Genomic DNA, 13084 nt, shown 5'->3' with positions numbered 1-13084 from the left:
CGACAAACCTTCGCTCACCTGCGCCCGAATCGTGTAATCCTGATACGCCGGAATCGCGATCGCCGCCAAAATACCAATAATCGCCACGACGATCATCAATTCGATCAGCGTGAAGCCTTGTTGCAGTTGCTTTTTCATCTGAAACTCCTGAGAGTGGAAAGTCAAAAAATCAATCACGGTTGGGCAAAAAACTCACCGCAGCCCGGGGCGGAACTAAGTCTGGAGATGCTGCGGCCCCAGACTGCGGTGGACTGACATCACCCCCCGATGGGCAGGAGACTTAGAGCACATGCCGTGCCAGCCATTTTGTGTCTTGCTCACCTCGTTTTTCGTGAACTGCTTCACGAAATCCGGCGAATCGGCCCTCTCAGCCGCCGACAATCTTTGCTGGGCCTGCCAATTTTTGTCAGGTGAGGCGAAAATTGGCGATGCGCGCAAGTGCCCAAGCCGCCGCGAGGGGCGATTTGGCGCAGGTCAGCTTGCTGACGCGGCTGGAAACCAAGTGGGTGTTGCGCGGCGGGGACAAGGTGGGCTGGCCGGAGGGGATCGGGCTGTTCAAAAAACTGCTGGAATGCGCCGACCTGCTGATTGAAAACGTAGATGCCCTGGTGCAGGCCTTGCAATAGGTCGAGGAGTGGGTATCGCGGTGGGCGCAACCCCCTCCCAGCCTCCCCCACTGCGTGGAGGAGGAGCAAACACGCCCTCTCCACTTGTGGGGAGGGTTGGGGAGGGGAAGGTTTTTGCGCGGAGACCAAGACGCTCTGAATTCTCAAACTCGCGCCTGCCAGCATCCGCGCCGAGGCGAAGCCTCACCTCATCGGCAGTCTGGGTTTAACTGCACGAAGTCGGCAGATAGGCGCGGGGGACGCCGTTGGCGTCTGCATGAGTGGTGCAGGTCCATCGCAGGGCACCTGCCGAACTGGTTGCGGAGAGATAAAGCACTTTGGTAGAAAGATTGGAATTGGGGAAGACGCCATGCTGCGAGTAGTAGTCCCAAATCGCATTTTTCGCCCCGCCCGCCAGACTCAGCCCCTCGGCCACCTGCGCGCGAATGGTGTAGTTTTGATAAGCGGGTATGGCGATGGCCGCCAGAATGCCGATGATGGCGACCACGATCATCAGCTCGATGAGGGTGAAGCCGCGCTCAAGGTGGCGCAAAGAAGGAAGGGCAGGCGCGCGCATAGTCTGTGCTCGATGGGGCAGGGCCGGTGGATTTGTAAACAATCGTGATTCTGGCTCTGCAATTTGAAGGCCATCGACGCCGGTCGCAACAAGGGGCGCATTGTGTGAAAAGCTTCACAGTTTTTCGCTCAGGCGGGCAGGCGTAGTGACGGTTTACGGCGCCGATGAGCCGGTTTTGTCAGCCTGCGGCGGGTGAATGACAATTTCTGGAAGGTCGTTGCAAGCCTGAGTAGACCAGACTAGGCTTGTATTTCTCTGCCGCGCCAAGCGGCTTTATTTCCGGGAAGACGACATGAGCACGGTCAATATGCTCGATGCGAAGACCCATTTGTCGCGGCTGATTCAATCTCTGGATCAGGGGCGTGAGCGCGAAATCGTGATTGCCCGAAATGGCCAGCCCGTGGCCCGGCTGCTGCCGGTGGAGAAGACGGGCGCGGGCAAGCGCCTGGGGGTGGCGAAAGGGCGTTTTGTCGTGCCGCAAAGCATCGACACCCACGCCGCCGAAGTCGCGGCGCTGTTTCTCGGTGGCGCGGCACCATGAACGTGCTGCTCGACACCCATATCGCGCTCTGGGCCATTACCGATGATGATCGCCTGAGCGCCAGGGTGCGTGAGATGATTCTGTCCGAGCGCACCACGGTGTGGGTCAGCGCGGTGTCGGTGTGGGAAATTGCGATCAAACACGGTCTGGACCGAGGGGATATGCTGGTTTCTGGACAGGGGATGTTTGATGGATCTGAAATGGTGAAGGATGAAGGGTTCATGGGCAAGGCCGTGCAGGGGATCCCCCTCCCAACCTCCCCCAGCAAGTGGGGGAGGGGTGTTTTCTCCCTCTCCACTCGTGGGGAGGGTTGGGGTGGGGATGCTTTCAGACTGACGATAGGACACCGCTATGCAACTCATCGACTCCATCGTGACCGAGGCCGCTGCGCTCACCGCGCTGCGGCGTGATCTGCACGCGCACCCCGAGCTGTGCTTCGAGGAGCAGCGCACTTCCGACGTGGTGGCGGCGCGGCTGGCCGCCTGGGGGGTGGAAGTACACCGCGGTCTGGGCAAGACCGGGGTGGTGGGGGTGATTCATGGCCGCGACGGCGGGCGGGGTAGCGACGGAAGTGGCCGGATGATCGGCCTGCGCGCCGACTTCGACGCCCTGCCGGTGACGGAATTCAACACCTTCGCCCACGCCAGCCAACACCCCGGCAAGATGCACGCCTGCGGCCACGATGGCCACACCGCCATGCTGCTGGCAGCGGCGCAGCATCTGGCGAAGTCGCGCGACTTCGACGGCACGGTGGTGTGTTTCTTCCAGCCGGCCGAAGAGGGCGGCGGCGGGGCGCGCGAGATGATCGCGGACGGCCTGTTCGAGCGCTTTGCGGTGCAGGCGGTGTTTGGCATGCACAACTGGCCGGGCCTTCCGGCGGGGCACTTCGCGGTGAAAGCCGGGCCGGTGATGGCGTCGAGCAACGAGTTTCACATCAAACTCACCGGCAAGGGGGCGCACGCGGCCATGCCGCATCTGGGTATCGACCCGGTGCCCGCGGCCTGCCAGATGGTGCAGGCGTTCCAGACCATCGTCACCCGCAACCGCGCCCCGCTCGACCCGGCGGTAATCTCGGTCACCATGATTCATACCGGCGAGGCGACCAATGTCATTCCCGAATATGCCGAAATTCAGGGCACGGCGCGCACCTTCACCACTGAGACGCTCGATCTGATCGAAACCCGCATGCGCGACATCGCCACCCACACCGCGGAAGCCTTCGGCGTGGGCTGCGAGTTTGCGTTCAAGCGCAACTATCCGCCCACCGTCAACCACGCGGCCGAGGCCGAGTTCGCCCGGCGGGTGATGGTGGAGATGGTGGGCGCAGACGCAGTACACGAGTTCGTGCCGTCGATGGGCGCGGAAGATTTTTCTTTCATGCTGCAGCACAAGCCCGGCGCCTACCTCATCATCGGCAACGGCGACGGCGACCACCGCGTGCCCGGCCATGGCGAAGGGCCGTGCACCCTGCACAACCCGAACTACGACTTCAACGACGACCTCATTCCGCTGGGCGGCAGCTTCTGGGTAAGGTTGGCGCAGGCGTGGTTGGCGCGGGGGTGACCCCCTCCCAACCTCCCCCGCAAGCGGAGGAGGAGTGTTTGCTCCCTCTCCACTTGTGGGGAGGGTCGGGGAGGGGAGTGTTGTGATGGAACGCATGAGCATGCAGGAGTATCTGGACACCGAGCCTTTGTCGGAGGTGAAGCGCGAATACCTCGACGGCATGGTGGTGGCGATGGCCGGGGCGAGCGACCGGCATGGGTTGATTTGCACGGCCCTGGCCATCGCGCTGGGACCGCTGGCGCGCAAGTCGGGTTGCCAGTTGTTCATCGCCGACATGAAGGTGCGGGTGCAGGCGCTTCGCGGCACCTACTTTTATTACCCGGACTTGGTGCTGAGTTGTGACGCGCAAGACCGCGAGTCGCCGTATTACCGCAGGCGACCCTGCCTGGTGGTGGAGGTGACGTCGCCCAGCACCGAGCGTATCGACCGGCGGGAAAAACTGTTCGCCTACCAGCAGGCGCCGGGTCTGCGGGAATACTTGATCGTGGACAGTGCGAGCGCGACAGTCGACCGCTACCACCGCGCCCAAGGCGAGCCGGGCGAAGAGTGGGATTTCACCCGCTGCACCGCTGGCGCGCTGCGGTTGGACTGCCTGAATGCCGATCTGGCGCTGGCGGAGGTTTACGCCGATGTGCCAGAACTGGCGGCAGCCGTCTCGGCAGTCGCTGCGGAAAAATCGACCCCGGCATAGAGATCAGCCAGCGAGAAAATGAACGAACGCTCGGCGGCGATGCAGGTGAGTTGGGCGCCGAGCCCGCTGGCTTCATGCAGCGTCCATGAGCCGTCGGCGTTGCGGCTGAAGGCTTCGACGTGAGGCTGGCCCTGCGCGACGAAAAGCACGGTCTGCAAACTGGGCAATAGGCGGTAGGCGGCGAATTTATCGCCGCGGTCGTGGCCTTCGGTCGAGGGCGAAAGCACCTCGACGATGAGCCGTGCGTCTTGTTGCACGGTACGCCGCCCGGCGTCTGCTGCCGAGCAGGTGACGAACACATCGGGATAGAAGCTGGCGTCTGCGGCTTCGACTTGCAGCTTGACGTCGGCCATATACACCCGGCAGGGCGTGCCGCGGGTTTGGCTGCGCAGGGCAATGGCGGCATTCAGACAGAGGGTGTTGTGCACGGTGCTGCCACCGGCCATGGCGAAGACTTCGCCGCCGATGTATTCGTGGCGCTCGGTCTGGGTTTCTTCCCAGGCGAGATAGTCTTCAAAGGTGAAATGAGCTCGGGACAGCACGGCGGACATGGCGTCTCCTTGGTGAGCGTGACCAGTGTGAGCGTGACAAGTTTACGGCGCAGGCGCAGCGGTCGCGCAGGTCTTGACGATCTGCCCGCCCAGTTGCCCTGACACTTTTTCCAGCGCGCCGAGTTGCTCGGGCGTGAGCGCGGGCAGGCGCAGTACGGTGCGGCTCAGTCCGGCATTGCGCTGCACTACCTTGGCGCCCTGTACGCCTTGCTTGCGCACGATCTGCAACTGCTGCTGCGCCGCGGCTTCGTTGGCAAACACGCCCAGCGAAATGCCGGGCTCGTAGCGTGGGCGGTCGGTCACCGGGGCGAACACCTTGACCTTGCCTTGCTGGGTGATTTCGTCGAGCGCGGCGCGCATAGCGCTTTGGCTGGGATAGGGGCCGAGCAGCACCATCCACTGCGCGGGCACAGGCGTGTTGAGGACTGTGGGCTTGAGCCCGGCCTGCGCCAGTGCGGACTGCGCCTGCGCGAGCGCCTCGGCTTCGAGCGCGCCGTAGGGGCCGATCTGTCGGCAGACGGCATTGGCGGTACGGGCGGGCTCGGCGCTGGCCGGGGCGGACGCGTCGATCGGGGCGGACGGCAGGCCGGCCGGAATGGCAGGTGCGGAAGGCGTGGGCTGCGGCGGGATGGCGGGCGTGGCGGAGGCGCTGGCCAACGGGGTGATCTGCACCTGCTCGGGGTGGATTTGCAGCGCCAGGCGTTGCGGCTCGCGCTGAGTCACTGGCCCGAGCCCGACCCCCGCCATCCAGCCCTGCGACCAGGCGAAAAACACGAGGTTGACGAGCAGCAGGGCAAGGAGCAGGGTGCGCATGGGTCAGTGGGATTGAGGGCGTTCGGGAGGGCGTTATGGAGGGCGTTCGGCCCCGTCATTTTGCCGCGTCCGCCATACCTGCGGCGTGCAGGCGCAGCGATACGTCGGCGCTGAGCACGCGGCGTTCGCCCTCGGGCGTGCTCACGCGCAGCGCGCCATCGGCGGCTATGCCCAGCGCGGCGCCGGAAAACAGCGTTTGCCCATGATCGAGCACCGCAACCGTCTGGCCGCCCCAGGCGTGCAGCGCGTTCCAATGGGCGAGCGCCTCGCTCACGCCACGCGGGCCTTGCTGCAGGCCGTCGAGCAGCGCGGGGGCGAGGGCGGCGAGCACCTGCTCCCGCGAGAGATCGAGCCCGGCGACGTTCAGTCCGGTCGCCTGCGGCTGATCGGCCGGGGCGCGCAGGTTGAGGCCGAAGCCGATGACGGCCCAGCGCGCCTGCGGCGTGTCGGCCATTTCCACCAGAATGCCGCCGAGCTTGCGCCAGCCGTTGGGGGCGTCCGCCGCGGGCAGGAGCAGATCGTTGGGCCACTTCAGGCGCACTTGCGCAGCGCCGAGCGCGTGCAGCGCCTGCGCCAGCCAGACGCCCACGGCCAGACTCAGCGGGCCCGGTTCACGCTTGCGCGGATCGGGCCAGGCCAGCGAGCACAGCACGCTGCTTTGCGCATCGTCGGCCCAGGGGCGGCCCTGGCGCCCACGGCCCGCGGTTTGCTGGCCGGTGGCGAGCAGCGTCGGCCCGTCGAGCCGCCCGGCTCGCGCCTCGGCCAGCAGATCGGCATTGGTCGAGCCGGTGCGTGGGGTCCAGCGCACGGTGCAGGCGGGGTGGCTGACGGCGAGTTGCGCGCGCAGGGCGCCAAGGGGATCTTGAGGCGAAGGTGCGCCTTTGCTCATTTGCCTTTGCGCCTCTTGGGGGCGAGCAGGGTGCCGCGGCAGTTGGGGGCGCCGCAGCGGCAGGCGTAGTCGCGCTTGAGTTTGGCGGTGTAGCGGGCGTCGAGTTCGAGGGCGTAGTCGAAGAACAGCTCTTCGCCGGGGGCGATGTCGCGCAGGGCGTCGATGAACACGCGGCTGCCGACTTGCTGCGCTTCGCAGTTGGGCGCGCAGGAGTGGTTGATCCAGCGGGCGCTGTTGCCTTGCACGCCGCCGTCGATCACGGTGTCGTCGCCCAGCGAGAAGTAGAAGGTGTGATTGGGCTGGGCCGGGTCGCGCGGGTGGCGGCGCAGGGCTTCGGGCCAGTCGATGCGCTCGCCCTTGTATTCCAGCAGGCGCTGCCCGGCGTGGATGGGGCGGCGGGCGAACACCCCGCGGCCGTGGATGGGAGAATCCTGCACCTGGGTGTAGGGGCCGCCGGAGGGAGCAACGGCGGGGGCGGGGCGGCTTTTGGGCATCGGTGGTCAGGGCGAGACGGGTGGGAATGCGCGGCGGCGAAGAAACTCGGTAAAGTAAAAAAAGAGAACGCGAGAGGTGGAGGAGACAAACCGTCCGTGATCGTTCTCGTTATGGTCGAAATCGAGGCATTCTAGGGAGCCGTCATCATGGATCAATCTCGTCGTACTCAGTTGAAATGGTTTGGCGCCGCGCTCGGCGCTGTGGCCGTGCCCGCCTGGGCGCAAAACGTGGCCGAGCAGGCCAGCGCGCTGGAGAAAAAAGACAAGAAGGCCGTGCCCTTGCCGAAGGAGGGCAGCGTGTTTACGCTGCCGCCCACGGTGGAGTTGCTGGGCGGCAAGACGCTGCACACCAAAGACTGGGCGGGCAAGGTGATCGTGCTGGAATACTGGGCTACCTGGTGCCCGTTCTGCGCGCGGCAGATGCCGCATGTCGAGGCGCTATACAAGAAGGAGCATCACCGAGGGCTGGAAGTGCTGGCCCTGTCCATCGACAAGAAGGCGGCCGATATTGCGCCGTTTCTCAAGAGCAAGAACTACACCTTTCCGGTGGCGTGGCTGTCGCCCGCGCTGGCCAAGGTGCTTCCCAAACCCGCGGGTCTGCCAGTCACCATTGTCATTGGCCGCGACGGCCGGGTGAAGATGGCCGATTCGGGCGAGCTGTTCGCCGAAGACATCGCGGGCATCGCCAAATTTCTTTGATCGCATCCATTCCGTCCTATGAGTAAAACCCTGGTCATCGCCGAAAAGCCCAGCGTGGCGCAAGACATCGTGCGCGCGCTGACGCCGCAGTCGGGCAAGTTCGACAAACATGATGAGTATTTCGAGAACGAGCAGTATGTCGTGACGTCGGCGGTCGGCCATCTGGTGGAAATCAAGGCGCCGGACGACTTCGAGGTCAAGCGCGGCAAATGGAGCTTCGCCCATCTGCCGGTCATTCCGCCGCACTTCGATCTGAACCCGATCGAGAAGACCAAGAGCCGACTGGCGGCGGTGGTCAAGCAACTCAAGCGCAAGGATGTGACCGCGCTGGTGAACGCCTGCGACGCGGGGCGCGAGGGCGAGCTGATTTTCCGCCTCATCCTGCAATACGCCGAGGGCAAGAAGGCGCTGGACAAGCCGGTGAAGCGGCTGTGGCTGCAGTCGATGACGCCGCAGGCCATTCGCGAAGGGTTCGAGCGTCTGCGCGGCGATGCCGACATGCGGCCCCTGGCCGATGCCGCGCGCAGCCGCAGCGAGGCCGACTGGCTGGTGGGCATCAACGGCACGCGGGCGATGACCGCGTTCAACTCGAAGGACGGCGGCTTTTTCCTCACCCCGGTGGGCCGGGTGCAGACGCCCACGCTGTCCATCGTGGTGACGCGCGAAGAGCAGATCCGCAAGCACATTGCCCGCGAATACTTCGAGGTGCACGCGCAGTTTGGCGCGCCCGCCGGGGCGTATGCGGGCAAGTGGTTCGATCCGGCGTTCAAGCGAGGGGAAGATGCAGACGCCCGCGCCGACCGGCTGTGGGACAAGCCGCGCGCCGAGGCCATCGTCGCCGCCTGCAACGGACAGCCCGCCACGGTGCGCGACGAATCCAAGCCGTCCACCCAGCTCTCGCCCGCGCTGTTCGACCTCACCTCTTTGCAGCGCGAGGCCAACGGGCGCTTTGGCTTTTCCGCCAAGACCACGCTCGGCTTGGCGCAGGCGCTGTACGAAAAGCACAAGGCGCTGACCTATCCGCGAACCGACTCGCGCCATCTGCCCGAAGACTATCTCGCCGTGGCGCGGCAGACCGCGCAGGCGCTGGCCGAGGCGGGCGGGGCCATCGCGCCGCACGCACGCCGCGCGCTGGAGGCCGACTACATCCGCCCGAGCAAGCGCGTGTTCGACAACACCAAGGTGTCGGATCACTTCGCCATCATCCCCACCACGCAGACGCCCGGAGCGCTGACCGAGGCCGAGGCCAAGATTTACGACCTGGTGGCGCGGCGTTTTCTCGCCGTGTTCTTCCCGGCGGCGGAATCTCTGGTGACCACGCGCATCAGCACCGTGGGCGCGCATCAGTTCAAGACCGAGGGCAAGATTCTGGTCAAACCCGGCTGGCTGGAAATCTACGGCAAGGAAGAGCAGGGCGCAGATGACAACCTGCCCGCCGTGAAAGAGGGCGACGCGGTGCAGGCCGAGACCGTGGAACTCAAAGCCCTCAAGACCCGCCCGCCCGCGCGCTACTCCGAAGCGACCTTGCTGGGCGCGATGGAAAACGCGGGCAAGATGGTTGAGGACGAAGAACTCGCCGAGGCCATGTCGGGCAAAGGGCTGGGCACGCCGGCCACCCGCGCGGCCACCATCGAAGGCTTGCTGGCCGAGGCGTATATGGTGCGCGAGGGCCGTGAGCTGATACCCACCGCCAAGGCCTTCCAGCTCATGACCCTGCTGCGCGGCTTGCAGGTGGAAGAACTCACCAAGCCCGAGCTCACCGGCGGCTGGGAGCACAAGCTGGCGCAAATGGAGCGCGGCCAGCTCTCGCGCGAAGCCTTCATGCGCGACATTGCCGGCATGACCGAAACCATCGTGCGCCGCGCCAAGGAGTTCGACCGCGACACCGTGCCCGGCGACTACGCCACGCTGCAAACCCCCTGCCCGAACTGCGGCGGCGTGGTCAAGGAGAACTACCACCGCTACGCCTGCACGCAGTGCGATTTTTCCATCGGCAAACATCCGGGCGGACGCAGCTTCGAGCTGGCCGAAGTGGAGCAACTGCTGCGCGACAAGCACCTCGGCCCGCTCACCGGTTTTCGCAGCAAGATGGGCCGCCCGTTCGCCGCCGAACTCAAGCTGGCGCAGGAAGACGGCAAAGGGCAGTGGAAGCTCGAATTCGACTTCGGCGACAGCGCGCCCGGCAGCGATGGGGGCGAAGCGCCCGACTTCAGTTCGCAACAGCCGCTGGGCGCCTGCCCCAAATGCGGCAGCGCGGTGTATGAAGCGGGCAGTAGCTATGTCTGCGAAAAGAGCGTGGGCCCGGCGCCGAGCTGCGACTTCCGCAGCGGCAAGATCATTTTGCAGCAGCCCATCGAGCCCGAGCAGATGCGCAAGTTGCTCGAAACTGGCCGCACCGATCTGCTCGACGGCTTCGTCTCGGCACGCACCAAGCGCAAGTTCAAGGCGTTTCTGGTGAAACAAACGGGTGGCAAAATCGGCTTCGAGTTCGAGCCGCGCCCGGCCAAGGCGCCAGCGAAAAAAGCGGCCGCCAAAAAGGCAACGGCGTGACAACAGGGCGTCATGCTGCAAGCGCAAGATGCACGGGATGATCAACGCCGCTCACCATCATGACGACTCGAATTCCCTTTGATCTGCGCTGGTTCGCGCACCGCGGCGGGGGCGATGCCGCGCCCGAGAACACGCTGGCCGCTTTTGAAGTCGGCTTCAAGGCCGGTTTTCGCGCGTTTGAATGCGATGTGAAACTCAGTGCCGACGGCGTGCTGTGGCTGCTGCACGACGACACGCTCGACCGCACCACCGATGCGCGCGGCCCGGCGGCGCCCTGGCGCTGGGAAAACCTGCAACTGGTGGATGCCGGAAGCTGGCACAGCGCGACCTTCAAGGGCGAGCCTCCGGCCTCGCTCGATCAGGTGCTCGACTTCGCCGCGCGCCATGCGGTCTGGCTGAACCTGGAAATCAAGCCCAACCCGGGGCAGGATGCGCAAACCGGCGAGGCCGTGGCGCGCCGCGTGGTGCAGTGGCTGGCCGATCAGCCCTCAGCTCCGAGGCCCTTGCTGTCGTCGTTTTCGCTCGCCGCGCTGCAGGCGGCACGCGCGGTGCTCGACGCCCGGCAGGCCGATGTGCCGCTGGCCTATTTGGTCGAAACCTACGACGATCAGGTGCTGGAGCAGGCCGTGGCGCTGGGCGCCGAGGGGCTGCATACCGATTGGCAACAGGTGACGCCTGCAGTCGTGGCGGCAGTGCATGCGCGCGGACTGAAGCTGCGCGCCTATACGGTGAATGACGCCAATCAGGCGAGAGCGCTGCTGGCTGATGGGCTGGACGGTCTGTTTACCGACCGCCTGGATCTGCCTTCTCGTTTGTAAGTCCGGCGTGCCAAAGCTCGGACAGCAGCGCCCGGCTGTACTGGCTGGCCACGGCGTGGATGAAGCGGCCGAAGTCGATGTGCGCGGTGTCGTCGGCGCGGTCGGAAATGGTGCGCACCAGCGCGAAGGGCATGTCGTAATCGCGGCAGACCTGAGCCACTGCGGCGCCCTCCATCTCTACCGCGAGCGCGTCGGGCAGCGCCTGGCGCAGCGCGTCGCTGTCGGCGCGGGTAGAGATAAAGCGGTCACCGCTGACAATCAGCCCGCGATGCACGCGTGGGGTGTGCAGCCCGAAAGTCTGGCGGGTTTCGGCATCAATCAAGGGCTTGGCCTGCGGTGACAAAAGCCGCTGCGCCGCGGCGTGCAGGCGGTCGGTGAGCGCGCGGTTCGCGGCAAAGTGCGTCAACCCCGTGTCGGGCACTTCGTATTGTGGATAGAGCGGCCGGGCATCGAGGTCGTGCTGCAACAGCGTGTCGGCAATCACCAGATCGCCCACTGCCACGCCGTCTCCCAGGCCGCCAGCCACGCCGGTGAACAGCAGCGCGTCGCAGCCGAATTCGACAATCAGGCTGGTGGTCGTGGCGGCCGCCGCCACTTTGCCGATGCCGCACAGCACCAGCACGACGTCGCTGCCCCACAGCGTGCCCAGGGGGTAGTCGCGGCTGCCGTGACGCACGCAGCGCGGCTGCTGCAAACATTCCAGCAAACCCTGTTGCTCCTGCGCAATGGCGCTGACGATGCCGAAACGCGCCGCGTTCATCGCTTGCGCCCGATGCGGCTTAGCCGGGTCAGGTCGAACGCTGTTTGTTCTGTGTCAAACCGTAAACTGTGTACGGATTTATTCTCACGCATCGTCAACAACAGGGAGAAAGACATCATGGGATCTGCTTGGCAAGGATTGCTCGGCACCGATTATGGTCTGTTCAGCTTGATTGGCAGCATTTTCATGCTGGGCATCGGCGTATTTTTTATCTGGTTTTTCAGCCGCAAAATTCAGCAGAGCGCCGACGAGCATGCGCGTGAACTGCGCAAAGGCGCAAACAAGCCGCCAGTCAACAACGGCCGCGGCTGAGAGCGTCTGTTTTTGGCTGACGCTGCCTATTCGGCGACCCCTTCGGCTGCCTGATCCCCCGGGCTAACCCTGCGCGCTTCAGCCGCGGGTTGACGTATGCTTTCGCCGGTTACAAAAAAAGACAAGTCATTTCACAACACAACAAATCAACGGAGATCGCCATGCAGCGTCGTCAAGCAGTCATTGGTCTGGGGTTGGCCGCAGCCGGTTTGGGTCTGAGCCCCCTGGTGCGGGCGCAACAGCCCATCGTCATCAAGTTCAGCCATGTGGTCGCGCCCAACACCCCCAAAGGGCAGGCCGCCGAATACTTCAAAAAATTGGCGGAAGAGCGCACCAAGGGCCGGGTGAAGGTGGAGGTCTATCCCAACAGCCAGCTCTACAAAGACAAGGAAGAGATGGAGGCGCTGCAGCTCGGTTCAGTGCAGATGCTTGCACCTTCGCTGGCCAAGTTCGGGCCGTTGGGCGTCAAGGAATTCGAACTGTTCGACCTGCCCTATATCTTTGATAACTACACCGAGTTGCACAAGATCACCCAGGGCCCGATCGGGCAGAGCTTGCTGAAAAAGCTCGAATCCAAAGGCATCCTCGGTCTGGCTTACTGGGACAACGGCTTCAAGGACATGAGCGCCAACAAGCCGCTGCGCAATCCCGCAGACGCCAAGGGCCTGAAGATGCGCATCCAGTCGAGCAAGATTCTTGAGATGGAAATGCGCGCCATCGGCGCCATTCCGCAAGTGCTGGCGTTCTCCGAGGTGTATCAGGCGCTGCAGACCGGGGTGGTGGACGGCACCGAGAATCCGCCCTCCAACTTCTACACCCAGAAGTTCTATGAAGTGCAGAAGGCCATGACGCAGACCCAGCACGGCTATCTGGGCTATGCGGTCATCGTCAACCAGAAGTTCTGGGATGGCTTGCCGGCCGACATCCGCAAGACCCTCGATCAGGCCATGGTCGAAGCTACCGATTTCGCCAACAAGGTGGCGAAGAAGGACAACGACGATGCCACCGAAGCGGTGCGTAAGTCGGGCAAGTGCGAGGTCATCGCCCTCACTCCGGCCGAGCGTCTGGCTTGGAAAAAGGCGATGGTGCCGGTTTACAAGCAGGCCGAGTCGCGCGTGCCCAAGGCGCTGATGGACTCTGTGTTCAAGGCGACCGGTTTCGATCCCGCCAAGCTCTGAGTCGTTCAGAATCGATGTGCAAAGCCCGTGCCCAGTCGGCATG

Annotated in this window: 17 protein-coding genes; 10 read left to right on the top strand and 7 right to left on the bottom strand. The window is 64.5% G+C overall.

Translation table 11 applies throughout. From position 1 onward, the window contains the following. On the bottom strand, window positions 1-138 hold a 138-nt coding region (locus ABT24_RS10840), incomplete at its 3' end, for a pilin (RefSeq protein ID WP_286737814.1). A gap of 290 nt (window positions 139-428) precedes the next feature. On the opposite strand from ABT24_RS10840, the gene ABT24_RS10835 reads away from it, so the two are divergent. After that, window positions 429-626: a hypothetical protein gene (locus tag ABT24_RS10835; RefSeq protein WP_276730123.1), complete on the top strand. Its 198-nt coding sequence runs from the start codon at window positions 429-431 to the stop codon at window positions 624-626. A gap of 205 nt (window positions 627-831) precedes the next feature. On the opposite strand, the gene ABT24_RS10830 is transcribed toward ABT24_RS10835, so the two are convergent. Further along, entirely contained in the window at window positions 832-1182 is a 351-nt protein-coding gene (locus ABT24_RS10830) for a pilin (protein WP_286737812.1), read from the bottom strand. 292 nt (window positions 1183-1474) lie between these two features. Here ABT24_RS10830 and ABT24_RS10825 point away from each other — a divergent pair, with 292 nt between their 5' ends. From ABT24_RS10825 to ABT24_RS10810, 4 genes are all read left to right on the top strand, one after another. Next, window positions 1475-1723, top strand: a complete 249-nt coding sequence (locus tag ABT24_RS10825; RefSeq protein WP_276730129.1) for a type II toxin-antitoxin system Phd/YefM family antitoxin — start codon at window positions 1475-1477, stop codon at window positions 1721-1723. Then, window positions 1720-2133: a type II toxin-antitoxin system VapC family toxin gene (locus ABT24_RS10820; RefSeq protein ID WP_276730132.1), complete on the top strand. Its 414-nt coding sequence runs from the start codon at window positions 1720-1722 to the stop codon at window positions 2131-2133. The genes ABT24_RS10825 and ABT24_RS10820 overlap by 4 nt, the downstream gene beginning before the upstream one ends. Then, entirely contained in the window at window positions 2075-3286 is a 1212-nt protein-coding gene (locus tag ABT24_RS10815; protein WP_276730134.1) for a M20 aminoacylase family protein, read from the top strand. Before ABT24_RS10820 ends, ABT24_RS10815 begins: the two co-directional genes overlap by 59 nt. Window positions 3287-3371: 85 nt before the next feature. Beyond that, a complete protein-coding gene (locus tag ABT24_RS10810) occupies window positions 3372-3977 on the top strand; it encodes a Uma2 family endonuclease (RefSeq protein ID WP_276730137.1) in 606 nt (201 codons plus the stop codon). Here ABT24_RS10810 and ABT24_RS10805 read toward each other — a convergent pair. From ABT24_RS10805 to ABT24_RS10790, 4 genes are read right to left on the bottom strand one after another with little or no spacing between them, the layout of a single operon-like run. Next, window positions 3908-4528, bottom strand: coding sequence for a Uma2 family endonuclease (locus tag ABT24_RS10805; RefSeq protein WP_276730141.1), 621 nt, complete (start codon window positions 4526-4528; stop codon window positions 3908-3910). The two genes, ABT24_RS10810 and ABT24_RS10805, sit on opposite strands and share 70 nt — an antisense overlap. A 42-nt stretch (window positions 4529-4570) precedes the next feature. After that, window positions 4571-5341 (bottom strand): sporulation protein, encoded by a 771-nt coding sequence (locus ABT24_RS10800; RefSeq protein ID WP_276730144.1) that lies wholly within the window; start codon window positions 5339-5341, stop codon window positions 4571-4573. Between the two features lie 55 nt (window positions 5342-5396). Next, window positions 5397-6230: a biotin--[acetyl-CoA-carboxylase] ligase gene (locus tag ABT24_RS10795; protein ID WP_276730147.1), complete on the bottom strand. Its 834-nt coding sequence runs from the start codon at window positions 6228-6230 to the stop codon at window positions 5397-5399. Continuing rightward, window positions 6227-6724 carry an SET domain-containing protein gene (locus ABT24_RS10790; RefSeq protein ID WP_276730151.1) on the bottom strand — a complete coding sequence of 166 codons (498 nt, stop codon included), beginning with the start codon at window positions 6722-6724 and terminating at the stop codon, window positions 6227-6229. The genes ABT24_RS10795 and ABT24_RS10790 overlap by 4 nt, the downstream gene beginning before the upstream one ends. A gap of 147 nt (window positions 6725-6871) precedes the next feature. Here ABT24_RS10790 and ABT24_RS10785 point away from each other — a divergent pair, with 147 nt between their 5' ends. Genes ABT24_RS10785 through ABT24_RS10775 form a run of 3 tightly spaced genes read left to right on the top strand, consistent with a single transcriptional unit; the run spans window position 6872 to window position 10791 of the window. Beyond that, on the top strand, window positions 6872-7423 hold the full coding sequence (locus tag ABT24_RS10785; protein ID WP_276730154.1) for a TlpA disulfide reductase family protein: 552 nt from the start codon (window positions 6872-6874) through the stop codon (window positions 7421-7423). A gap of 18 nt (window positions 7424-7441) precedes the next feature. Further along, a complete protein-coding gene (locus ABT24_RS10780; protein WP_276730156.1) occupies window positions 7442-9973 on the top strand; it encodes a DNA topoisomerase III in 2532 nt (843 codons plus the stop codon). A 59-nt stretch (window positions 9974-10032) separates the two neighbouring features. Then, window positions 10033-10791, top strand: coding sequence for a glycerophosphodiester phosphodiesterase family protein (locus ABT24_RS10775; RefSeq protein ID WP_276730161.1), 759 nt, complete (start codon window positions 10033-10035; stop codon window positions 10789-10791). Here ABT24_RS10775 and ABT24_RS10770 read toward each other — a convergent pair. After that, a complete protein-coding gene (locus tag ABT24_RS10770) occupies window positions 10757-11551 on the bottom strand; it encodes a 5'-methylthioadenosine/adenosylhomocysteine nucleosidase (protein ID WP_286737807.1) in 795 nt (264 codons plus the stop codon). The genes ABT24_RS10775 and ABT24_RS10770 overlap by 35 nt on opposite strands. Window positions 11552-11602: 51 nt before the next feature. On the opposite strand from ABT24_RS10770, the gene ABT24_RS10765 reads away from it, so the two are divergent. Both ABT24_RS10765 and ABT24_RS10760 read left to right on the top strand, forming a co-directional pair. Continuing rightward, complete coding sequence (locus ABT24_RS10765; RefSeq protein WP_231836365.1) at window positions 11603-11863, top strand: DUF3149 domain-containing protein; 261 nt, start codon at window positions 11603-11605, stop codon at window positions 11861-11863. A 161-nt stretch (window positions 11864-12024) separates the two neighbouring features. Further along, on the top strand, window positions 12025-13041 hold the full coding sequence (locus ABT24_RS10760) for a TRAP transporter substrate-binding protein (protein WP_276730166.1): 1017 nt from the start codon (window positions 12025-12027) through the stop codon (window positions 13039-13041). Window positions 13042-13084 lie beyond the last annotated feature (43 nt).

It is taken from the genome of Thiomonas sp. SCN 64-16, assembly GCF_001725585.1.
Classification (GTDB): domain Bacteria; phylum Pseudomonadota; class Gammaproteobacteria; order Burkholderiales; family Burkholderiaceae_C; genus Thiomonas; species Thiomonas arsenitoxydans.
Note: the sequence above shows the minus strand (reverse complement) of the source record. Positions and strands in the feature narration are given on the sequence as shown.

Excerpts from the sequence above, each read along its gene's own strand:
- ABT24_RS10835 (WP_276730123.1), top strand. The coding sequence starts at position 429 with ATGCGCGCAAGTGCCCAAGCCGCCGCGAGGGGCGATTTGGCGCAGGTC.
- ABT24_RS10830 (WP_286737812.1), bottom strand. The coding sequence starts at position 1,182 with ATGCGCGCGCCTGCCCTTCCTTCTTTGCGCCACCTTGAGCGCGGCTTC.
- ABT24_RS10825 (WP_276730129.1), top strand. The coding sequence starts at position 1,475 with ATGAGCACGGTCAATATGCTCGATGCGAAGACCCATTTGTCGCGGCTG.
- ABT24_RS10820 (WP_276730132.1), top strand. The coding sequence starts at position 1,720 with ATGAACGTGCTGCTCGACACCCATATCGCGCTCTGGGCCATTACCGAT.
- ABT24_RS10815 (WP_276730134.1), top strand. The coding sequence starts at position 2,075 with ATGCAACTCATCGACTCCATCGTGACCGAGGCCGCTGCGCTCACCGCG.
- ABT24_RS10810 (WP_276730137.1), top strand. The coding sequence starts at position 3,372 with ATGGAACGCATGAGCATGCAGGAGTATCTGGACACCGAGCCTTTGTCG.
- ABT24_RS10805 (WP_276730141.1), bottom strand. The coding sequence starts at position 4,528 with ATGTCCGCCGTGCTGTCCCGAGCTCATTTCACCTTTGAAGACTATCTC.
- ABT24_RS10800 (WP_276730144.1), bottom strand. The coding sequence starts at position 5,341 with ATGCGCACCCTGCTCCTTGCCCTGCTGCTCGTCAACCTCGTGTTTTTC.
- ABT24_RS10795 (WP_276730147.1), bottom strand. The coding sequence starts at position 6,230 with ATGAGCAAAGGCGCACCTTCGCCTCAAGATCCCCTTGGCGCCCTGCGC.
- ABT24_RS10790 (WP_276730151.1), bottom strand. The coding sequence starts at position 6,724 with ATGCCCAAAAGCCGCCCCGCCCCCGCCGTTGCTCCCTCCGGCGGCCCC.
- ABT24_RS10785 (WP_276730154.1), top strand. The coding sequence starts at position 6,872 with ATGGATCAATCTCGTCGTACTCAGTTGAAATGGTTTGGCGCCGCGCTC.
- ABT24_RS10780 (WP_276730156.1), top strand. The coding sequence starts at position 7,442 with ATGAGTAAAACCCTGGTCATCGCCGAAAAGCCCAGCGTGGCGCAAGAC.
- ABT24_RS10775 (WP_276730161.1), top strand. The coding sequence starts at position 10,033 with ATGACGACTCGAATTCCCTTTGATCTGCGCTGGTTCGCGCACCGCGGC.
- ABT24_RS10770 (WP_286737807.1), bottom strand. The coding sequence starts at position 11,551 with ATGAACGCGGCGCGTTTCGGCATCGTCAGCGCCATTGCGCAGGAGCAA.
- ABT24_RS10760 (WP_276730166.1), top strand. The coding sequence starts at position 12,025 with ATGCAGCGTCGTCAAGCAGTCATTGGTCTGGGGTTGGCCGCAGCCGGT.